The organism is Sulfurospirillum oryzae (assembly GCF_025770725.1).
In the GTDB taxonomy this organism is placed as follows: domain Bacteria; phylum Campylobacterota; class Campylobacteria; order Campylobacterales; family Sulfurospirillaceae; genus Sulfurospirillum; species Sulfurospirillum oryzae.
Genome location: NZ_JANZKZ010000006.1, coordinates 91,213 through 113,708 on the forward strand (window position 1 = coordinate 91,213; position 22,496 = coordinate 113,708).

Below are 22,496 nucleotides of genomic sequence, written 5' to 3' on the forward strand. Positions count from 1 at the left end.
CTGCTTATTAGTGTCTAATGGGTTTTTTTTGCAAAAGGGTATTGAGCGCATCGGCGAAGGCTCTTTTTTGCTTTTCACCAATGGCACTTGGCCCTCCTGTGATCTCTCCCGCATCGCGAAGTTCTTGCATAAGATTGCGCATGGCAAGTAGGCTTTTGATGTTACTCTCATCATAAATTGTACCTCTAGGATCAAGGGCAAGAACGCCTTTGCTTACCAAACGATCCGCTAGCGGGATGTCCGCTGTGATGACCAAGTCCTCAGCGCAGGCGTGTTCAACGATGTAGTGATCGGCTTCATCCGCTCCAAGTGCCACGATGATCATACTCAGCAGCGGCGAGTCTTGAAGCGGTATTTTTTTATTGGCGATAAAATGCGTGGTGATGCCGCGTTTAAAGACCGCTCGAAGAAGAATTTCTTTGAGTGTGTTGGGAAAGGCATCGGCATCGACGTAGATCATCATCGCTGTCTTTCTCTTCTTTTTTCGACGTATTCGCGAGGAGCGTTGTCTCTGCGTTTAGGTTGACCTTGAGGTTTTTGGCCTCTTCCTTGCTGAATCGGTTCTGCTTTGATGTTTGGATCGGGTGCAAAACCTTCAACGATTTCACGCTCAAACTTACGGTTAATCAGCTTTTCGATGCCTTTTAAGTACTCATGCTCATCGACACACACCAAAGAAATGGCTTCTCCATTATTGCCAGCACGTCCGGTTCGACCAATACGGTGAACATAGTCTTCGGCAATGTTTGGAAGCTCAAGATTGACCACATGAGGAAGCTGGTCGATGTCTAGACCTCGTGCAGCAATGTCAGTGGCTACAAGCACTTTGATAGAGCCATTTTTAAAATCACTGAGAGCTTTAGTACGGGCACTTTGGCTTTTGTTGCCATGAATGGCGGCAGAGCTAATGCCAATTTTTGCAAGGTATTCTGAGACTTTGTTCGCATGGTGTTTAGTACGTGTAAAGACCAGCACTTGCTCCCACCTGTTTTCTTGAATAAGCTTGCCCAAAAGTGCCGTTTTACGTTTGCAATCAACCATAATAACACGTTGATTGACGAGTTCACTGGAGGTATTGCGACGGGCAACTTCGACAATCGCGGGGTTTTTCAAGATAGATTCACACAGTTTTTTGATGTCATCCGAGTAAGTCGCTGAAAAAAGCAGATTTTGACGCTTGGTTGGAAGCAGGGCGATGACACGGCGAATATCTTTGATAAAGCCCATATCAAGCATGCGATCGGCTTCGTCAAGCACTAACGTTTCAATATGCCTAAGATCAATCGTGCCTTGCGATACATGGTCAAGTAAACGTCCCGGTGTTGCGACAAGAATGTCGATACCAGCGCGTAATGTTTGAATTTGGGGATGAATACCCACCCCTCCAAAGATGACGGCACTTTTAAAGGGTAAATATTTACCGTAGGCTTTAACGCTCTCTTGTACTTGCGCAGCAAGCTCACGTGTTGGGGTTAGAATAAGTACACGAAGAATGGGTCTGGCTTTGTTATGAGGTTTTTTAGACAAAAGTTCTAAGATGGGAAGCGTAAAGCCAGCGGTTTTACCGGTTCCTGTTTGAGCACCTGCTAGCATATCTCGGCCTTCTAAGATAGGTGGGATCGCTTTTTCTTGAACAGGTGTTGGGGTCGTGTAACCTTCATCTTGAATCGCTTTTAAGATAGGCGCACTAAGGTTTAATTGTGAAAATAACATAAATTGGGGTTTCCTTTTGGGTTGTCATAAAGAGACGTTGTGTCACAGCGGTTTATCGACTCGAAAGAGTGTTACATGTAGACGCTCCCTTGCGTGTCAAGCGAGGGGATAAATATAAAAATAAGATTTAGTGTGAACTCAAACCTTAAAAAACTAGAGGAGTTTTACTCCTATTGATATAGAGATATTATAGCTTTTTCTTCATTAATTTTACGCATTGAGCGATGAATCGAGTGCTCCAAATATCGTGATACCTTGTTAGCTTAGGTGTTTAAGTTGTTGTCTCAAATCCACTAAAAGCCCACTTTGGCGCAGTGCGACGTACTGTCTTATTTTGGATTTCATAAAGGTATTCGGTTGAATGTTAAGCACAATTGTTTCGTTTATAATGCTAAAAATTGTCGCTTTAGATGAAATCATGGTCAAAAATCCCTTATCTGTTGGGATTTGAAACGAGATGTCAAACTCTTTTTCAATAAGGTCTTTATGCAGCAGTTTTTCAATGTCAGCAAGCTTTACATGTAAAACAATGGAACTTTCTGAAATTGTATCGATAAGACCGTCTATCATTTTGATTTTATTCAGTAAAAGTGTCGCGTTGATAGGCTTTTGAGGTTGAACTCTAATATAGCTACGATCCAGTGGAGACGCATCTAAAAACTCTAAATTTGCCAATACGACCAGTGATTTTGTTGGGTCAACTTTAATGATTCTAGCTTTAATGATGCTAGGGATTTTGTCGTGTTGGATAAAGGTAAAACTCTCTTTGGAGTAGTAAAGAATCTTAGGTGTATTGACTTTAAGTTGGGCAATGCCTTCATCGAATTTTGCGATAATCGCCTCTTCTTTAATGGGAATGCCATTGTAAAGATTGTGCAGGGTCACTGTTTTTTCTTTGCGAAGAATGGCGGCTAAAACATCGTTTTTATTTTGGGTTTCGTAAAAATCAAAATCAAGCGTACCGTAAAAGATCTTTTTACGAGTAGAAAGACGCGACATAACGTAGTATTTATCCAAGCGGTCTAACAAGCTTTTATACGAATCTGTTGCATCAAAGAGGGTGAGTCCGATGTTTTTAATCTCAATTTTGAAGTTTTGTTTGATGTTGTGTTCTAGCTTTTTGAGCACTTTTTTGGCATGATGAATTTTAATATCTCGAAGGACAATCAAAAAAGTGTCAACGCTTTGTTGAAGAAGGGTATGAAAGCCTAGTTCGGCATGAATGAACGCGATGAGGTCTTTAAAGAAAAAACCATCTTCCAAGTCCACTTCAAATCCAAATTTAACAATCGAAAAAGAGGTTTGGTGCATCTTTGCGTAAGCAATATTGGCCTCAATAATGCCTCGATTGAGATAAGCGTTTATGGACTCATAGCGACTGGTCATAGCGTTTCCTTATGATGTGGCGTAATCCCCATTTGCACAAAAAGCCTACGTAAAGATTTAACTTCAACATTTAGGCATATTAAGGCAATAGTTAATCTCTTCATGATATAAGGGGAGATAAAATTATACTTAAAAAAATACAAAAAAATGTGAGAATGAAAATGAACCAAAAATTTGAAAATGATTTGAAACGATTTTACGAGCTTCTAGGGGAACGTCAACGAGCACTTGGGAGTTACTTTAACATTGTTGAATCAGAAGATTACGATAAGCGAATTGAGAGTTTTATTGATACCTTTTTAGAGAGTATTGAGCTAAGTCTTATTCGTGAAAATAGGGTAGCGGCACTTACGCGTTTGATCAATCTTCGCGATGAACAGATGGTGCAAGCGTTAGAGAAAGAGGGCAAAGATGAAGTCTTTATAGCACAAGCCAAAGAAAAAGCGTATCTTTGGGTTAAAGAGTTTTACCTCAAAGCACATGCTGAATTAATCGCGCAGATACAAAAAGAGTGGCTCTTTTCACCTTTTTATCGGAGGCTTCTTCGAGGCATTCATGAAGTAGGGCTTGCATTAAGCGCATGGCAGTCTCATTGGACAGAGCACATCATCAACACCATCAATCCTCTTTTAGAATTAGAGTTCAATAAAGACGCTCAAGCCATCGCAACAATGTTACATGAAAAAGGGCTTTTTGATCCTGATCCTTTGGGAAATGATGGCGACAGGTCGTATTCTGTTTTGGAAAAAGTGGAGGGCGGTTATGTTGCGAAGGCTTATGCCACCGCTTTTGCTAAAGAAGTTTCACACGTACGAAATGCGCTTCAGGGTTTGTGCGATGATCTCTCTGAAATGGACGATCCTGATTTTGATCAAAAAGAGGCATATATTGAATATCTCAAAGCGATTGATGAGGCGTTTGGTGAAGAAGATCGCAGTGAACTCATCGCAAAATGGGCGGAGGTTGATCGAAAATGGATGCGTATTACAACACCGATTCAAATCGGACATCCTTTAGAGTACTATGAAGACCACTACAAAAAAGCGGTTGCGCTTGAGTGGGATGTAAGAGTTTCAAATCCTGAGAATAAAGGCGCTTATGTAACGTATGAGCGAATTCTTAAAGCCTTCATTCGCCTTTTTGATCAAAATGGAGCCAATGCTTTACATGTAAAAGATAACGTTCTCTCCAGCCTCAAAAATGTTCAGCTTTACATTGGCAGACCTGCTCTTTTTTATGCGGCAGAATTCAATGGACTTTTTTCGGCTCAAGTTGTTCCAAACGACGAAACTGTCAGTCGAGAAATGGGCAAAAAGATTTTTGCATTTTCCGATAACATCTTAGATTCTTTGCGTGCAAAACCTTTTTTAAAAATTAATCTAGAGGTCTTTGGTAAAGCTTTTATGGATAAAGAGCGAGAACTTATTTTCCATGATGCAAAAACATGGCATCGCGTCTATGAAGTGACAACCATAGGGCATGAATTTGGGCATATTTTGTGGATGGATCATGACACTGAAACGAAGATGAATCAAAGCGGTGTTTTCAAAAATATTGAAGAATTTAAAGCGACCACAGGCGGTCTTGTTTCCTTTTTCTTTGATGAAGACACCTCTTTAAAAGAGGCTATCTTGCGTGATACAATTAAGCGTTCTGTTGGATTGGTTGCTTGGATGAAAACAGGCGAAGTTGAGCCATACTACTGTGAAGGATTGATCCATCTAACAGGGCTTTTTCAAAGCGGTGTCTTGAAATTTGATGACACATTGCACATCGATCTCTCCAATGAAGCTTATGAAGTGTTAAAAGCATGGTATCTCAAAACTTATACACAACTTTTAAATCATTATCTTGACAAAAAAGATGCCAAACTCTTTTTAGAGCAATTTGCGACTAAAGAAGAAGGCGTTTATCTCCCTCATGAGCCAAGTGTTCGCTCGTTTGTGGGTTATTATTGGTCATTGCATCAGTCCATGGGACGCGATATAGACGAGAGTGTCAAACGATCTGATTGGCTTTGAGAGTTATGTAAAAATTATGTCTTTAAATCAGAGGTTAGTTTAATATTTTAGTGCTATAATTTATGCTCTATTTTGAAGTGGGAGAGAATAGTGTACAAACGAAAAATCACAAAGGTATTGATCGCCAATCGCGGGGAAATCGCGCTTAGGATCATTAGAGCATGTAAAGAGTTGGAGATCAAAAGTGTTTGTGTTTTTTCAACAATTGATGCGAATGGTGTTTGGGTCCGTAAAGCAGATGAGAGTTATCTGCTCAAAGGTGATCCTATTCAAGTCTATTTGGATTATAAAAATATTGTAGCCCTTGCCAAAGAGGTAGGTGCAGATGCGATTCATCCAGGATACGGCTTTTTGTCTGAAAACGCTGATTTTGCACAGTATTGTCTTGATCATGACATTGTTTTCATTGGACCAAAGCCTGACCATATTGCGCTTTTTGGTGACAAAATGGCATCTAAAATCGCAATGAAAGCGGTGGGTGTACCGGTTCTTGGTGGTACAGATCAGCCGATTCTTGAGATGGATGCAGCTATTAAAGTGGCGCGTGAAATTGGTTTTCCTGTTATCATCAAAGCAGCTTTTGGTGGTGGTGGAAAAGGTATGCGTATTGTTAAAAAAGAGGAAGAATTTGTTGCGATGTTTGAAGCGGCAACAAAAGAAGCTGAACGATTTTTTGGTAGAGGTGATGCTTTTATTGAAAAATATGTTCAAAATCCTCGTCATATCGAAGTGCAAGTTATGGCTGACAAATACGGTAATGTCATTCACTTAAGCGAGCGTGACTGTTCGATTCAAAGACGTCACCAAAAAGTAGTTGAAATAGCTCCAAGTCCACGCCTTAATGACAAAGTCCGTAAAGAGTTGCTCCGCGCTTCTAAAAAAGCGATGTTCAAATTGGGCTATGAGAGTGTTGGAACGGTTGAGTATCTTGTTGATGAAGATGACAATTTTTTCTTTATCGAGATGAATACCAGAGTTCAAGTCGAACATACGATCACCGAAGCTATTACGGGTATGGACATTGTTCAAAGCATGATTCGCATTGCTGAGGGTGAACCACTTCCTGTGATGCAAGAAGATATCAAATTTAGAGGTTATGCGATTGAATTTCGTATCAACGCAGAAGATCCTAAAAATGGCTTTATTCCTTCTTCTGGTCGCATTACAACTTACCTTTCACCGGGCGGCCCTGGTGTAAGACTTGATGCGATTGGTTTTAAAGATTACGTGGTACCTACAAACTATGACTCTATGATTGGTAAATTGATCATCGTAGGGCTTGATTGGGATGGTGTTGTACGAAAAGCCAGACGTGCATTGGATGAATTTATCATTTCAGGTATCCCTACCAATATTCCTCTTCACCGTCAAATTGTACGTGATGAAGATTTTAAACAAGGTATTTTTAACACCACATACCTTGATAAAAAACTCCCTACCTTCACGCTTGATGCCATCCACGACATCGAAGAAGATGAAACCAAACATGAGCACATTGCGGCGATTGTTGCGGCACTCAAAAACCAAGGTATTTAATCACTTGTTTTTTTACTCAGAGGTATGCTTTTAGCATATCTCTGAATTTTCTAAGGCACATTTATGCAAACCATACCTTTAATTAATTTAACCTATATGCTTTTACCCCTTTGCGTGGTTGCTTTTTTTTATTACCTTTGGGTAGGCAAAAAAGCAGAAATAGCGCTTGCAACAGCACGTATGAGCATACAGCTTATTTTGATTGGGTATGTTTTAACCTCATTATTTACAACCAATGCTTTGTGGCTTTTAGCTCTGTTGGTTGCAGTGATGATTACGACGGCTTCTCTTATCGTAAGGCGCAACCTTCACCACCAAGATTTTCAAACCTATAGTGCGATTTTAGTCGCTATCGCGCTTGGCGGTTCTATCAATTTAGCGCTGGTTTTATGGTGCGTGTTAGATCTTGAAAATCCACTCGATCCTCGTTTTGTGATACCGCTTGCGGGTATGATCTATGCGAATGCTATGAATGCCATCTCGTTGGCGGCAGAGCGTTATGAAAAAGAGAGGGAACATCACGAAAAGGAAAAAGCGAGAGCCATAGCTTTTAGAGCTTCAATGATTCCTCAAATCAACTCTTTTCTAGCCGTTGGATTTGTCTCATTGCCTGGCATGATGACAGGACAAATTCTTTCTGGTGTCGATCCACTCATTGCTGTGCGTTATCAGATTGTTGTCATGGCAATGATTTTAAGCAGTGGTGCAATGAGCAATATCCTCTATTTAAGCTACGCTGTTTCTAAAGAGCCGAACATTTAAGAAACGCTCTTTTCTTCTTTTCCTAATCATTTGAGTTTCTCGTAAGTCTGCATGTGTTACAATTTTAAGTGTTATTTTAAATAATTTCTTAAGTTTTGAGACTGTTAGCCTTTCTTAAATAATTTTGTAAGGACAGAACATGCGTTTTCAAGCTTTTATATTGTGTGGAATCATTTCAGTCATGAGCTCTCTCATAGCAGGAGAAACTTCACTCTATGCTGTTCCTAATCCTCCATTTAGTTTTCGAGATAAAGGTGCTGTTAAAGGGTTGAGTATTGATCTTTTAGAGGCGAGTCTTGCTACCATAAGACCGCGTTTTGCGCAAGAAGAGATTGAACTTGAAGCGTTGAACAAGATGTATGATGAAGCGCTTAGACATCCAAAATCTTTTTTAGTAACGATGGTGAGACTTAAAGAGCGGGAACAACAGTTTAATTGGCTTGGACCTATCGCAACTGTGCGATTGGGGCTTATAACCAAGAGAACAACCGATATTCCAAAAGGTCAAACCACTATGGAAATTTTGCGTCCTCTTAAATTGGCGACCATCAAAGAGACATCTTCTGAAAAATTACTTTTTAAAGAAATTGGCGAAAAGCATGGGCTTAATATTACACGTGTTTCAACGCCTATTCAAGCGTATAAGATGTTGGAATATGGCAGAATTGATGCCCTTATCTATACCGATGTTCCTTTTGTTTACTACTTAGTGAGTGAAGGACAAGATGTCTCACAATACCGTATGGCACATGTCATTTTAAATACAGACTATTATATTTGCGTGGGTAAAGAGGTGCCTAAAGAGCAGTTTAATATCATGCAAGCACAACTTAACCGTTTAAAAGAGCCTGATGGAAAAGGTGGTAGCATGTATGATCGTCTTGTATCCAATTACCTCAATGGAGCTGTGCTAAAACCCTAATTTTCACAAAAATTGACAATTTTACTCTATAATACGCCAAAATGTTTAAAAGAGGTTGTATGATTCGCTTCATCTTAGTAGGTATTATCTTTTTTTTCGCAGGTTGCGGACCACGTTACGTCATTAAAAATCAATATATTCCTCCTTCTTCTGCCGTATCCCAAACGTGCTTGAATAACTGTTCCCATATACGACAAGGGTGTCAAAACCAGTGTCAGCAAAATTATCAGTATTGCCTTGATGATGCGTATGCCAAAGCCAAAGCGGTGGAAGTGAATGAGCAACGCGCCTACGAGATGGCTTACAGTCGTTATCAGATGGACTACACACATTATCAGTTTGAATTACAACATTGGCAGAGAGATTATTATGATTACAGTCGTGATCTTAGCCATTATCAAAACCAATGTGAGCGAGATAAAGACCCTTATGCTTGTAAAAAGCGTGATGAATTACGTCACTATATAAATCGTTTAAGCCATGAACGCCCTCGTGAGCCTTATGTGCCTGCTCGTCCAACCTTTGAGCAGATTTTAGTGAATCAGCAGAGTTTTTGTACCACAAATTGTGGATGTGAGCAAAGTTATGACAACTGCTTTGTGGGGTGTGGTGGTCAAGTGATACCGCATAAAATCTGTGTGGAAAACTGCGACTAAAAACTTTTACATGTAATGATTTAGTAATCGCTTGAATGTATGATTCCTTCATTTCCCATGAAGGAATCATAAACGATGTTAAACGAAAAATGGCAAAAGCTCATTGAAGTGGCAGACTTTGCCTTTCAGCCCATTGTCAATATTTATACAGGTAAACTCTACGCTGTTGAAGCATTGATACGCAACTACGAACCGGCTGGTTTTACGACAATTGACTGCATATTTGACACAGCCTATAGTGAAAAAACACTTTATCTTATTGATGTAAAACTACGTGAAAAAGCCATTCACAAGTTTTCATTACTCCCTTTTTCTAAGCATATTAAACTCTTTTATAATCTTGATAATCGCATTACGATGATGCCCGATTTTAAGTCTGGTTATACCTGTGAGCTGCTTTCCACATACGAAATGGACACCTCCAATATCTGTTTTGAACTCTCTGAAAAGCATCAAGTGGGTATGTATGCTGGCGTCGACAAGCTTGTTCTTAATCTCTATAAACAACAAGGTTATAAGATGGCGATTGATGACTTTGGTGTGGGGTTCTCAGGTCTTCAAATGCTTTTCAATGCCGATCCAAATTTCATCAAGATAGACCGTTTTTTTATCAGCGAAATTCATCTTAGTAAAAAGAAGAAACTTTTTGTCAGCTCCATTGTTCAGATCGCGCAAGCCATGGGCATTTTTACCATTGCTGAGGGTGTCGAGTGCGAAGAGGAATATAACGAGTGCAAAAAACTTGGTTGCAATATGGTTCAAGGTTATTTTGTTCAAAAACCTACCCTTGATGTGTGGGAAATACTCTCTTCTTATGAACATCTCAAGATGGTCGCTCAAAGTGATAAACGCAAAAATGGAAAGATCGCCAATATCGAAAAATACCTCCAAAAAAGCCATACGGTCTTTATAGATTCACCTATTAACGATGTGTATGAAGTGCTTAAAGGGGACAAAAAAAACCATTTTGTGCCAGTCCTTGCACGTGATTTTACACCTCTTGGCATTATCAGGGATGCCGATATTAAGGCGTATCTTTACTCCAATTATGGCAAAGCTTTACTTTATAATCTGACGCAAGGGAGCCTTAAAAAAATTATTTCACATTGCGGGCGAGCGGACATCAACGATCCCATTGAGAAGATTTTGAAAATCTATGCGTTTGATGATGACAATGATGCCATTTTGATTACGGAAAATGAGAAATATTTGGGCTATCTAAGTTCAAAAACCCTTTTGGATATTGTCAATGAAAAAAATATTGTGGATGCAAAAGATCAAAACCCGCTGACTGGGCTTTCAGGCAATCGTATCATCAATGAGTTTGTTGCCAATGCAATGGATAGCAAAGAGAAAGTGATGATGGCTTACTTTGATTTTGATAACTTCAAACCCTTCAACGACTATTATGGTTTTCGTAAAGGAGATCGCGCGATTACGCTTTTTGCGGACATCCTAAAAAGCTCTGTGGGGTTTGATGAGTGTTTGGTTGGGCATGTGGGCGGCGATGACTTCTTTCTCGGTTGGAGCCTCAAAGAGGAAGACACCTTTGAGAAAGTCTATGGGATTATTTTAGAAATAGTCACCAAGTTTTCGGAAGATATAAAAAGTTTTTATTGTGAACAAGGACTGAGTTCGGGTTATATTATGGCGAAAAACCGTGATGGCGTCATACAGCCATTCTCTTTGATGACGGTCAGTGCTGCTGTGATTTGCCATGGTTTTGGCTACCAGCATGACCTTGATGATAATGAGCTCAATGAGATCTTTGGTGTGTTGAAAAAGAGTGCAAAAGCAACACCCACACATATCGCTTGCGTAGATTTAGGTGTTATCAAACATTAAAAATCTTTACATGTAAAGTTATTTGACAATTGTTCTCATGTGCGTTAGAATAGTCCTTTTTCATAAGGAAAGATATGCACAATTCTCTTGCCCTGTTTGAGCGTTTGTCCATTTTGTATGCTGAAGATGAAGAGAGTTTACGAAGAAGTGTGTGTCAAACACTGGAGATTTTTTTTGATAAAGTCATTGAAGCAAAAGATGGCGAAGAAGCACTCGAACTTTTTTTTGAGCATAAGCCCGACATCTTACTTTTAGATATTTGTATGCCAAAATGCGATGGACTTAAACTGCTTAAAGAGATTCGTAAATCGCATAAACGAGTCCCCGTGATCATTATGAGTGCCTATGCTGAACCTGCTTATTTTCAACAATCCATTGAACTCAATATCTGCAAATACCTTCTCAAGCCCTTCTCGAAAGAGAGTTTTCTAGACGCACTCAAAACCTGCGCGAGATGGATGTATGAATGGGGAGAAGGGGGTTTGATTCGTGTTGGAAACGACCTTTTTTACGACCCAATTTCGGGGATGCTGTTAAAAGAAAAAGAGCAATTTTTACTGACCAAAAAAGAGCGTCTCTTATTTGAGTATCTTTTGCGTCAAAAAAACCGAGTGATCTCATTTGAAGAGCTTGAAGAGGCTATTTGGGCAGAAGAGGGTGGTAGTAAAGAAGCGCTTAAAGCACTCGTTAAGGAGCTGCGTAAAAAGCTTGACAAAGAGAGCATTGAAAATGTTTTTGGCATAGGATATAAACTTGCCATACGTTAAAGTCCTTTCCACTCCTTCAACAAAGACCAAAACCATGATCTTTGTATTGATACTTTTTCTTGCGATGGCGACGATTTTTGGCTGGATGCGCTATTTGGATGTAAAAGAGGGGATTGAAAAATCCCGTAAAGATTATTCGCTTCAAATTCACAGTATTTATGAGATGACACTGAAGCGTACCAGTGCTTTTTATCTCAACCGTGCTTACGCTAATCTTGATTCTTATGGCATTAAAGAGGCATTAGCGCAAAAAGATATTGAACAGCTTACAGGGCTTTCAAGTTTTCGCTGGAATGTACTCAAACAAGAAAATCCTTTTTTGCTCGGAATTCGTTTTTACGATGAAAAACTCTCCCTTCTTGCATACCTTGGAAAAGAGCCTAAACAAGAAGAGATCGAGCAAAGCGGTGAAGTTCCCAGTGAGCCTAAAATTGGTTTTTTCTTCTCAAAACATTACGCAGCGTATCACATCATTGTTCCCGTGTCTGTCAATCAAAAAATCATTGGCATGTTAGAATTTGCGATTGCGCCTGAGTTTTTTCTCAATGAAGTTCAAGAATTTTCGGGGCTTAAAGGGTATATTCTTTTTAAAGGAGAGGAGTTTATACCTCCTGATGAAGCACTTTTAGGCATTAGCCTTCGTGATGGTGAAATTTCTCAAAATAAAAAAAGCACTTACATTACCCATGTTATTAATCTCAAGGGGATCATCCGAGACGATTTAGCACAATTGCTCTTTTTCCAAGACATTAGCGATCAACAACAAAAGCTTTTAGATGCGGTGTATGAAGCTTTTTTTGTGGCACTGAGTATGATGGCTGTGCTTCTCATCATCCTCAATTATGGTTTTAATGTGTTGATTCGAAGGCTCGAAGAGAGTGAATCAAGTCTCAAAGAGCTCAACCATACGCTCGAAGATCGTGTTAATGAAGAGATAACAAGGCGCATGGAAAATGAGCAAATTTTGATGCACCAAAGCAGGCTTGCCAGTATGGGTGAGATGATCGGTAATATTGCGCATCAATGGCGCCAGCCTCTGAGTGAGCTGGGTGCAACACTGATGAATCTGCAAATCCTTTGGGAAAAACAGAAACTTACCACGTCGGTTTTTGAGGACCGTATTAAGCGCTCAGAAGGTTTGATCGCCTACATGTCCAAAACGATTGATGATTTTCGTAACTTCTTTGCCAGTGACAATCAAAAAGAGCGTTACTGTGTCAATGAGGCGATTTATAAATCACTCGGTCTCATTGAATCTGCTTTGAAAAACCATCACATCGCACTTGAGTTTCACGAAGTTGATCGCTGTGAAGTGGAGGGCTACCCCAGCCAATTTGCCCAAGCCATTTTAAACATCATCAGCAATGCCAAAGACATTCTTTTAGAGCGCGCCATCAGTGATCCAACGATTTGGATAACCCTTACATGTAAAGAGGGAAAAACGCTGATTCGCATTGCGGATAATGGTGGCGGCATTGCCTTAGAGCCGATCGAAAAAATCTTTGAGCCTTATGTGAGTACCAAACACGCCAAGAGTGGGACTGGCATTGGGTTATATATGAGCAAAACCATCATCGAAAAAAATGCCAATGGCATTTTACGTGCCTATAACAGCGATAAAGGCGCAGTATTTGAGATCATCCTCTAAGGCTTTCTCCCTAGTTTCTCTCTTGTGATTGTTATGATTTCTTTTGGAATAGACCAAAAGGAGTTATGATGGATGAGAAAGAGCTGCAACAAGGTCGAAGGGGATTTGTCAAAAAGACAACCGCCCTTTTAAGTGCCGCTGTACTTGCCGCACCAAGTGCTAAAGCCATAAGCCTTACCAACCCGGGACGTGAAAGTGGCGATGCGCGCTACATCGGACAAGAGGGTAAACGCTTTGGAATGGTGATGGATCTACGCAAATGCGTTGGTTGCCAAGCGTGTACGAGTGCCTGCAAAAGCGAAAACAGAGTCCCTAAAGAGAAATTTAGAACCTATGTGCCTGAGTATGAACTAGGGAGTTACCCCAATGTTCATAAGGCATTTTTACCCCAACTCTGTAACCATTGCGCTGAACCTTCCTGTGTGAGTGTCTGTCCTACGGGTGCGACGTTTGCACGCAAAGATGGCATTGTCGTTGTCGACAGTGAAGTGTGTTGGGGATGTGGGTACTGCATCAACGCCTGCCCTTACGACAAACGCTATTTCAATCCTATTACCAATGTTGCTGATAAATGCACGCTTTGTGCGCACAGAGTCGATCACGGCTTATTGCCTGCGTGTGTGGAGAGCTGTGTAGGAGGGGCGCGTGTTTTTGGTGATTTTAATGACCCTCACTCTGCTGTTTCCAAACTCCTTTCAAGCTTCCCAACGACGGTTTTAAAACCTGCCAGTGGAACCAAGCCACGAGTCTTTTACATAGCGCTTAGTGGCGAAATTCAAAGCTTGCCGTATTCTCCAAAAGTATTAGACGATATGGCACGAAAAATCGATGGAATAGCTACACACGAGTGGTCAGGAAAAGGAGAATAAGATGGACTTTGGAACACTACTACATACGATAAACTCAATTACGCCCGATCGCCCTTGGGGCATTGATATTCCCAACTATTTTTGGTTTACGGGAAGCTCTGCGGCGGCGTTTATTATCTCCAGTTTTGCCCATGTTTTTGGCATGAAAGAGTACAAACCCATCGCGGGCTTTTCCCTTCTTTTAGCCTTTGTGTTGCTTGTTGCCGCACCTATGAACTTGATCGATGATCTTCGCCAACCAGGGCGCATCATCAACTTTTTCTTCTATGGCTGGGAGAATTTCCCTACGTCACCAATGAAGTGGGGTGTTTTACTGTTGATCGCTTATCCATTGCTCATTTTAGTCGAAGCGTTGGTGCTGTACCGCCCCTATTTTTGGTTTTCAAAAGGGATTGTTCGAAGCCAAGAACAAATCGAAAAAGACCACCATTTAGGCGTTATTTTAGGTGCGATTGGTATACCTTTAGCACTCAGTGTGCATGGATACACTGGTTATATTTTAGGGGCTGTGCATGCGATACCCTTGTTTCATACACCACTGATGCCTATTTTATTTTTAGCTTCGGCGATGGTTTCTGGAACAGGATTGCTCATTATTTTACTCCCCATTTTTCAAAAGTTTTTTACGGATTTTAAACGCGTAGACATGGAAATGATGCAACGACTTGCGCGTCTTTTAGCATGGTTTATTGTGATTGATCTTGTGATTCGTTTTTTTTGGCTTACCTTTGCCATTACGTTTAACGGTGAAGAAAAATACGCGCTCAAACTTTTCTTTGGTGAAAATTTTTGGGAAGTGTTGATCGTTGATTACGTCATTTGTCTTTTTGTGCCTATGATCATCGGCTTTACAAACTATTTCGTACGCTCGTTCAAATGGGTTCTCTTTGCAGGTGTTCTCTCCGCCATTGGTGTGTGGATTTTTCGTTGGAATACCGTTATTGGAGGTCAAAGTATTGGCAAAACCACACCTTTTTTACTTGAATACCATCCGCATTTTACAGGGTTTGATAGCATCCTCTCGGTACTTTCTAACTGGAGTCTTTTGATTGCATTGATCGCTTTGGTGATGGTGCTTTTCCCTTGGGATAAAGAGATGGCAAATTATTATGTTAAACACGAGGAGCGATAATCATGGAAAAATCACGCAGAAATTTTTTGATCGGCACAAGCATCGTAGCAGGAAGTGCCGCGGTGGGAGGGTATCATGAGACACTCGGAAAAGCCATCACGATGCAGCGAAGAGGTGAAAAAGTCAAAGATGCGATCTATGGCAATGCACCTGTGACGGAGATCATCCAAAAAGAGGGCAAAATCGCCTATTCAAACGATTTTGTTGTCAAGCCAAGTGTCTGCAATGGCTGTACAACCTTTTGTTCGGTGCGTGTCAAAATCGATGCCAAAAGTGGCGACGTGGTACGTGTTTTTGGAAATCCTTATAGTTTGCTCTCGAGTGATCCGTGGCTACCGTACAAAACACCATTGGAAGAGAGCTTTAAAGCGACGTCAGGTTGGAAAGAGAGTGGGCTAGAGATGCGCTCAACGGCATGTTCACGCGGTAATCTTGTCTATGAAAAACTGAAAGATCCTTTCCGTGTCACAACGCCGCTTAAACGTGTAGGCAAGAGAGGCGAAGATAAATGGGCGAGCATTTCCATCGAACAGCTTATTAAAGAGATTAGCGAAGGTGGCAATCTCTTTGGTGAAGGCGACGTGCAAGGACTTAAGGCTTTGGCAGATACTAAAACCTTGATCGATGCGCAAAATCCAGAGTATGGTCCCATCGCCAATAAACTCTGTGTTTTAGGAACGGCGGATGAAGGGCGTCAAAACTACATGGTACACCGTTTTGTCCAAAGCTTTGGCACAGTCAATTTTATGGGACACACGTCCATCTGTGGGCTCTCCATGCGTGCGGGAGAAGCGGCGTATTTGGATGATTTTGCAGGCTCTCCCCACATGAAGCCAGATTTTGAACATTGTGAATTTTTACTTAGCATCGGAACCGCTCCCGCACAAGCGGGAAACCCCTTTAAGCGGCAAGCCAAACTGCTTGCCAAAGGACGCACAAGCGGAGCGCTTCGTTATGTGATCGTAACACCTATCTTAACCAACAGTGACTCGATTGCGGTGGGGGATCGCTCACGTTGGTTGCCGATCAAACCCAGTGGCGATTTGGCGTTGGTGATGGGAATGATTCGTGTGATTATTGAAGAAGAGCGTTATTTAAAATCCTATCTTGCGATACCGAGTGATGTTGCTCAAAAAACATTGAACGAGGTGAGCTTTACCAATGCAACGCATCTTGTCATTATAGATGGAGCAAAAAAAGGTGAGATTTTAGTCGATGCAAACAAAGCGGTACATGTCATTGACAAAACCGATGGATTGCTTAAAAATGCTGCTAATGTCTTGGAAGCCGACATCTTGTATGAAGGTGAAGTAAGCCTAGAGGGCGTGAAATATGCTGTAAAAAGCTCTTTTGTCCTGCTTAAAGAGGCTGCGTTTGAGCACCCCCTTGATTTTTATGCCAAAGAGAGTGGGGTCGATGAAAAAACGATTCTAGAACTTGCCCGTGAATTTACCTCCTATGGCAGAAGTGTTGGCGTGGATTGTCACGGTGGAACAATGCATTCGACAGGATTTTACACGACCTATGCCATTATGATGCTAGGAGCCCTCGTGGGCAATCTCAATCATAAAGGCGGTATGAGCGTAGGGGGAGGAAAATTCAAAGACTTTAATGGCGCTTGTTACAATCTTCTTGCCTATGTCGGTAAGCAAAAACCCTTTGGGGTTCGCATTGATAGAGCGAGGATGGCGTATGAAAAAAGTAGTGAGTACAAACGTAAAATCGAGCAAGGCGTCAATCCTTATCCTGCCAAAGATGCGTGGTTTCCTTTTAGCCCTGCCATTGAATCAGAGGTGATTAACAGCAGTGCCAACGCATACCCTTATAAACTAGGAGCGCTTATTAGTTGGAATGCAAATTTTGTCTATGGTCAAAGCGGGAGTGAGCATCTGTTGCCGCTGCTCAAAGACCCTGCAAAGGCGATTCCTCTTTTTGTTGCGATTGATCCGTTTATCAACGAAACGAGCCGCTACGCAGATTATATCGTGCCTGATTCGGTGTTGTATGAGACATGGGGTGTATTGGCGCCTTGGGCGGGACATCTCACTAAAACAACGCATGTGCGTTATCCGATTTTAAAATCGCCCAATGCGACATTTGCTAACGGTGAGCCTATCAGTATGGATAGTTTTATGATTGAGCTTGGAAAAGCTTTGGGATTGGCTGGCTTTGGCAAAAATGCGATTAATGGTACAAATGCAAAGTTTGATTTTGATAAGCCTGAAGACTTTTACCTACGCGCTTTTGAAAACGTTGCTATGGATGGAGCGACTCCTGCGCCAGAAGCGAGTGATGATGAGATCGCTCTTGCAGGATTTGAGGAATACGTTCCTTTGTTGCAGCGTATCTGTACGGATAACTGGCGAAGAGTCGCGTATGTGATGAGCAGGGGCGGACGCTTTGCCGATAAGGCGAGTGCATATGAAGGCAATAAAATGAGTAATGCTTACAAAAAACCGATTGCCATTTACAACCAAAGTGTCGGAACCGCGTTTAATTCCATGAATGGAGAGCCTTACAGTGGCGTGCCACGTTACTATGCACCTCGATTTTACACGGGAGCAAAGATTGATATGGACTCTAAAGAGTTCAATCTCTTAGCGTTTAGTTACAAATCCAATGTACTCTCTTCTGCCTCAGCTTCGGTGGAGAGCTTACGCGATACCCGCTATACCACGTTTATTGATCTTAGCACGACAACCGCAAAAAACTATGGCATTGCCCATGGAGATCATGTAGTTGTGCGTTCAAGTGAAGGAAAAGTGCAGGGCATTTGTCGTATTCGTGAAGGGTTGCATCCTCGCTCCATTGGCATCGAACATGGTGGTGGAAGAGAGGGCGAGGGCGGTTTAAGTGTACAGATTGATGGTGTCAAAAAAGAGGGCAGAATCGCCAGACGAAGCGGCGTGAATATCAACACATTAGGGCTAAGCGACGCCTCTCGCCTCAATACTGCCACACTCAGTGATTTTGTGGTTGGCTCTAATGCAAGGCAAGCGATTCCTGTGCACATTGAGAAGATTTAAACATGGTTACATGTAAGGATTTAATCCTTACATGTAACATAAAAAATAACAGATCATTTCTATTATACGAAATATTTTTTAGAAATAAGATATTTTTTTAAAAGTCTAAAATATTAAGAGTATCTTATTTATTTTGATATAAATAAAATTTTAAGTGGTATTTATAATTGATTGACCTATGGTGATTGAGACAAAATCAAACTAAAATAGATTTATAAATTTCTATTATTTTAATTATTAAAAAAAATTGTTAAAGTACATCATTAAGTTTATTAAAACAAAGATTTCATATTTAAGACGTACTTTGAAAATACTAAGTATGCTTGGAGATTATAACTACTTTTGCTAGGAAATATTTGAATAATTTCTAATTAAATAGGAAAAAAAATTAACTTAAAACAAAGCGAATGCTTGTTAAAATTCATAATATAAATATTATTTATTTTAGTTCATCTGCCACTGTTTATGGCGAACCAAAATTTTTACCTTTTTCAGAAAAGCATCATTTACGTACAACAAATTTTATGCTTAAACAAAACTGGTCGTTGAAGAGATGTTACACAATTTGTATGCGAATAATTCAACACATGGTAGATAATTATTCTTCGTTATTATAAATCCTGTAAGGGCACATGAAAGTGGTCTCATTGGTGAATTTCCACAATGAATTCCAAATAACCTTATGTCTTATATTGCATAAGTAGCTATTGGTAGATAAGATAAAGTTAATTTTTTCGGTGGATGATTATCCTACTCATGACAGTACAGGAGTAAGAGATTATATCCATGTCATTGGTCTAGCTTTTGGTCATGTTAAAGCTCTTCAATCAATTGAATAAACCTCAATGACAGTGATTAATTTTGGTGCCCAAAAGGGCTATTGTGTATTAGAGAGGTTATTAATTTTTTTTAACAAAGTTTGTGGTAAAGATATACCTTATATGATTATGCCAAGGCATGCAGGAGACATTGCAGAGTTTTATTCAGAACCAACCAACTTTGGCAAAAGAGATACTTTGCTGAGAATCTAAGCATAGTTTAGATGCTTTGTGTGGTATTGTCTACTATATTTAAGAAAAAACGATACTAAGAAATTTTCAATTGATGGTTTAAAAGAGGTTAGAATAAGAAATTACGACAGTGCTGGTATTTAGTTTTTGGTAAAAATATAAAAACCTATAAAGATGTAGAAAAGCTTGTAAACCTTGAAGAGAAAGTCAATCAAAATCTCTTATCTTGTCAAAATAGTATTGAGCATACGAGATGGACAACACATGGCAAGCCTACAGATATCATTTTGGTAAATACTCTTGTGTAGTATATAGTAGATATGCCAAGAAATTTAGCAAAGTCAATTATTGTAGAGTGAGAAAATTACAATTGGAGGAAAGTTTGAAAGATAAAATATGTGTAATTGGATTAGGGTATGTGGGACTTCCTTTAGCCCATGCTTTTAGTGAGAAGTATGAAGTTGTAGGATTTGATATAAATAAAACTAGAATTGATAACTTAAATAGTGGTTTTGATAGAACTTTAGAATTAACAGAAATACAAGTAAAAGAATCTATAAGAAATGGAATGAAATTTACTCTGAATGTAGAAGATATAAAAGATTGTAATATTTATATAGTTACTGTTCCAACTCCTATTGACGATAATAACGAACCTGATTTAACTCCTATTATAAAATCAACTGAAACTGTTGGAAAAATCTTAAAAAAAGATGATATTGTAATCTATGAAAGTACAGTATATCCAGGTGTTACAGAAGACGTTTGTGTACCAATACTTGAAAAAGAATCTGGATTAAAATTTAATGAAACATTTTTCTGTGGTTACTCTCCTGAAAGAATCAATCCAGGTGATAAAAAACATACTGTTACAAAAATACTTAAAATCACATCTGGCTCAACTCCTAAAATAGCTATAAAAGTAGATAATTTATATAAATCTATCATAACAGCAGGCACTCACTTAGCTCCAGCTATCAAAGTTGCAGAAGCTGCAAAGGTTATAGAAAATACTCAAAGAGATGTAAATATAGCACTTATTAATGAAATAGCCATGATTTTTGACCTTATGAATATAGATACACATGATGTTATCAAAGCAGCTGGAACAAAATGGAATTTTATCAAATTAACTCCAGGATTAGTAGGTGGACATTGTATTGGTGTTGATCCATATTATTTGACTCATAAAGCTCAAAGTTTAGGATATATGCCAAATTTGATTCTTGGTGCCAGACAAATAAATAATGGAATGAGTAAACTAATAGCTGATAAAGCTATCAAAAAGATGGTTAAATTCGATAAAAAACTAAAAAATACAAACATATTAATATTGGGTATTACATTTAAAGAAAATTGTTCAGATATTAGAAACTCAAAAGTTATGGATATTATTAAAGAGCTTGAAGAGTATGAATGTAATGTTGCAGTTTATGATTACTGGGTAGATAGAAGTGATAAAGAAACCAAACATCTTAATTTCATAGATGAATTACCATTATATAGTAAAAAATATGATTCTATTATAGTTGCTGTTGGGCACGATAAATTCAAAGAAATCACAACAGAACAATATGCAAGTATGTCAAATGGTGACCCAATTATTATCGATGTTAAAGGTATCGTTGAAAAACCAACATGGAGGTTGTAAAAAATGCTAAATAAAAAAATTTTTGCGCTAATCGGTGCTAGTGGGTATATCGCACCAAGGCATATGCGAGCTATAAAGGAGACAGGAAATGAACTTGTAGCTGCACTTGACCCTTATGACGGTATTGGTATAATGGATAGTAACTTTCCACAAGCTCATTTCTTTACTGAATATGAAAGATTTGATAGATTTGTGGATAAATGGCATAGAGATGGAAATAAAAAAATAGAATATATAGGAATTACAACTCCAAATTATTTACATGATTCACACATTAGATTTGCACTAAAAAATGGTGCTCATGCTATTTGTGAAAAACCTTTGGTTTTAAATCCACACAATATTGACCAATTAAAAATAATAGAAGAAGAAACTGGTAAAAAAGTTTATAATATTTTACAATTAAGACTTCATGATTCTATTATCGCCTTAAAAGAAAAAATAACAAAAGAATTGGAACAAAATCCAAATAAGGTATATGACATTGATTTAACATATCTAACAAGTAGAGGTAAATGGTACTTTGTATCATGGAAAGGTGATGAAGCAAAAAGTGGTGGAATCGCATCAAATATAGGTGTTCACTTTTTTGATATGCTATCTTGGATATTTGGACCAATTGAAGAAAATATAGTACATCTAAAACAACCAGATGCAAACGCAGGATTAATGAAGTTAAAAAATGCAAATGTAAGATGGTTTTTATCTGTAAACTATGACTATATTCCAGAAAATGTAAAAGCTACTGGAAAAACAACTTTTAGGAGTATCATCGTTGATGGTGAAGAGTTTGAGTTCTCTGAAGGATTTACAGATTTACATACAAGATCTTATGAACATATCTTAAATGGTAGTGGATTTGGACTTGAAGAAGCTAGAAACTCTATAAATATTGTTTCAGTTATTAGAAAACTAACGCCACTTGGACTCCAAGGTGAATATCATCCATTTTGTAAAAAGGTATTAAATTAATGGCTAAGTTTTTTGCTCACAAATCAAGTTACGTAGATGAAAATGTAAATATAGGTGATGATACAAAGATTTGGCATTTTTCTCATATTTTAAGTGGTTCAAATATAGGAACTAACTGTTCTTTTGGTCAAAACTGTGTAGTTGGCCCAAAAGTAAATATAGGGAATGGTGTAAAGGTTCAAAATAATATATCTATCTATGAAGGTGTTGAAATAGAGGATGATGTATTTTTAGGACCTTCTATGGTGTTTACAAATGTTACAAATCCAAGAGCATTTATAGTAAGACGAAAAGAATTTAAAAAAACAGTTCTTAAAAAGGGGTGTTCAATTGGTGCAAATGTAACGATAGTTTGTGGTGTAACAATTGGAGAATATGCACTTATTGGAAGTGGAACAGTAGTAAATAAAGATGTAAAACCGTATGCTTTAATGGTTGGAGTACCCGCAAAGCAAATTGGATGGGTATCAAAAGCTGGAAATACACTAAAATTTGATGAAAATGGGATGGCTATTGATAGCTTTGATAATACAAAGTATAAAATCCAAAATGATAATTTAATTATAATAGAAGAATAAAT

Annotated in this window: 17 protein-coding genes; 14 read left to right on the forward strand and 3 right to left on the reverse strand. The window is 39.0% G+C overall.

The window, feature by feature from the left end; genetic code table 11:
* Nucleotides 1–7 precede the first annotated feature (7 nt).
* The 3 genes from N0B29_RS12485 to N0B29_RS12495 form a co-directional block, all read right to left on the reverse strand.
* On the reverse strand, nt 8–463 hold the full coding sequence (locus N0B29_RS12485) for a YaiI/YqxD family protein (RefSeq protein WP_263834055.1): 456 nt from the start codon (nt 461–463) through the stop codon (nt 8–10).
* Nucleotides 460–1,713, reverse strand: coding sequence for a DEAD/DEAH box helicase (locus N0B29_RS12490; protein ID WP_263834056.1), 1,254 nt, complete (start codon nt 1,711–1,713; stop codon nt 460–462). Before N0B29_RS12490 ends, N0B29_RS12485 begins: the two co-directional genes overlap by 4 nt.
* Nucleotides 1,714–1,971: 258 nt before the next feature.
* Nucleotides 1,972–3,099: a hypothetical protein gene (locus N0B29_RS12495; RefSeq protein WP_263834057.1), complete on the reverse strand. Its 1,128-nt coding sequence runs from the start codon at nt 3,097–3,099 to the stop codon at nt 1,972–1,974.
* A 161-nt stretch (nt 3,100–3,260) separates the two neighbouring features.
* Between N0B29_RS12495 and ciaB the strand changes: the two genes are divergently transcribed.
* The 14 genes from ciaB (at nt 3,261) to N0B29_RS12565 (ending at nt 22,494) form a co-directional block, all read left to right on the forward strand.
* On the forward strand, nt 3,261–5,120 hold the full coding sequence (gene ciaB / locus N0B29_RS12500) for an invasion protein CiaB (protein ID WP_263834058.1): 1,860 nt from the start codon (nt 3,261–3,263) through the stop codon (nt 5,118–5,120).
* Between the two features lie 90 nt (nt 5,121–5,210).
* Nucleotides 5,211–6,656: an acetyl-CoA carboxylase biotin carboxylase subunit gene (locus N0B29_RS12505; RefSeq protein WP_263834059.1), complete on the forward strand. Its 1,446-nt coding sequence runs from the start codon at nt 5,211–5,213 to the stop codon at nt 6,654–6,656.
* 63 nt (nt 6,657–6,719) lie between these two features.
* Complete coding sequence (locus tag N0B29_RS12510) at nt 6,720–7,418, forward strand: ABC transporter permease (RefSeq protein WP_263834060.1); 699 nt, start codon at nt 6,720–6,722, stop codon at nt 7,416–7,418.
* A gap of 139 nt (nt 7,419–7,557) precedes the next feature.
* Complete coding sequence (locus tag N0B29_RS12515; RefSeq protein WP_263834061.1) at nt 7,558–8,340, forward strand: substrate-binding periplasmic protein; 783 nt, start codon at nt 7,558–7,560, stop codon at nt 8,338–8,340.
* Nucleotides 8,341–8,399: 59 nt separating this feature from the next.
* The gene (locus tag N0B29_RS12520; RefSeq protein ID WP_263834062.1) at nt 8,400–8,996 is read left to right on the forward strand and encodes an Aq_678 family protein; all 597 of its coding nucleotides are present in this window, start codon (nt 8,400–8,402) and stop codon (nt 8,994–8,996) included.
* A gap of 75 nt (nt 8,997–9,071) precedes the next feature.
* Nucleotides 9,072–10,841 carry a GGDEF domain-containing protein gene (locus N0B29_RS12525; protein WP_263834063.1) on the forward strand — a complete coding sequence of 590 codons (1,770 nt, stop codon included), beginning with the start codon at nt 9,072–9,074 and terminating at the stop codon, nt 10,839–10,841.
* 74 nt (nt 10,842–10,915) lie between these two features.
* The gene (locus N0B29_RS12530; RefSeq protein ID WP_263834064.1) at nt 10,916–11,608 is read left to right on the forward strand and encodes a response regulator transcription factor; all 693 of its coding nucleotides are present in this window, start codon (nt 10,916–10,918) and stop codon (nt 11,606–11,608) included.
* Complete coding sequence (locus N0B29_RS12535) at nt 11,595–13,256, forward strand: ATP-binding protein (RefSeq protein WP_263834065.1); 1,662 nt, start codon at nt 11,595–11,597, stop codon at nt 13,254–13,256. Before N0B29_RS12530 ends, N0B29_RS12535 begins: the two co-directional genes overlap by 14 nt.
* A gap of 68 nt (nt 13,257–13,324) precedes the next feature.
* Nucleotides 13,325–14,125, forward strand: a complete 801-nt coding sequence (gene dsrO, locus N0B29_RS12540) for a sulfate reduction electron transfer complex DsrMKJOP subunit DsrO (RefSeq protein WP_263834066.1) — start codon at nt 13,325–13,327, stop codon at nt 14,123–14,125.
* A gap of 1 nt (nt 14,126) precedes the next feature.
* The gene (gene nrfD, locus N0B29_RS12545) at nt 14,127–15,257 is read left to right on the forward strand and encodes an NrfD/PsrC family molybdoenzyme membrane anchor subunit (protein ID WP_263834067.1); all 1,131 of its coding nucleotides are present in this window, start codon (nt 14,127–14,129) and stop codon (nt 15,255–15,257) included.
* 2 nt (nt 15,258–15,259) lie between these two features.
* A complete protein-coding gene (locus N0B29_RS12550; protein WP_263834068.1) occupies nt 15,260–18,283 on the forward strand; it encodes a molybdopterin-dependent oxidoreductase in 3,024 nt (1,007 codons plus the stop codon).
* A gap of 1,392 nt (nt 18,284–19,675) precedes the next feature.
* A complete protein-coding gene (locus N0B29_RS12555) occupies nt 19,676–20,944 on the forward strand; it encodes a nucleotide sugar dehydrogenase (protein WP_263834069.1) in 1,269 nt (422 codons plus the stop codon).
* Between the two features lie 3 nt (nt 20,945–20,947).
* Entirely contained in the window at nt 20,948–21,916 is a 969-nt protein-coding gene (locus N0B29_RS12560) for a Gfo/Idh/MocA family protein (RefSeq protein WP_263834070.1), read from the forward strand.
* Nucleotides 21,916–22,494 carry an acyltransferase gene (locus N0B29_RS12565; RefSeq protein ID WP_263834071.1) on the forward strand — a complete coding sequence of 193 codons (579 nt, stop codon included), beginning with the start codon at nt 21,916–21,918 and terminating at the stop codon, nt 22,492–22,494. The genes N0B29_RS12560 and N0B29_RS12565 overlap by 1 nt, the downstream gene beginning before the upstream one ends.
* Nucleotides 22,495–22,496: the final 2 nt, after the last annotated feature.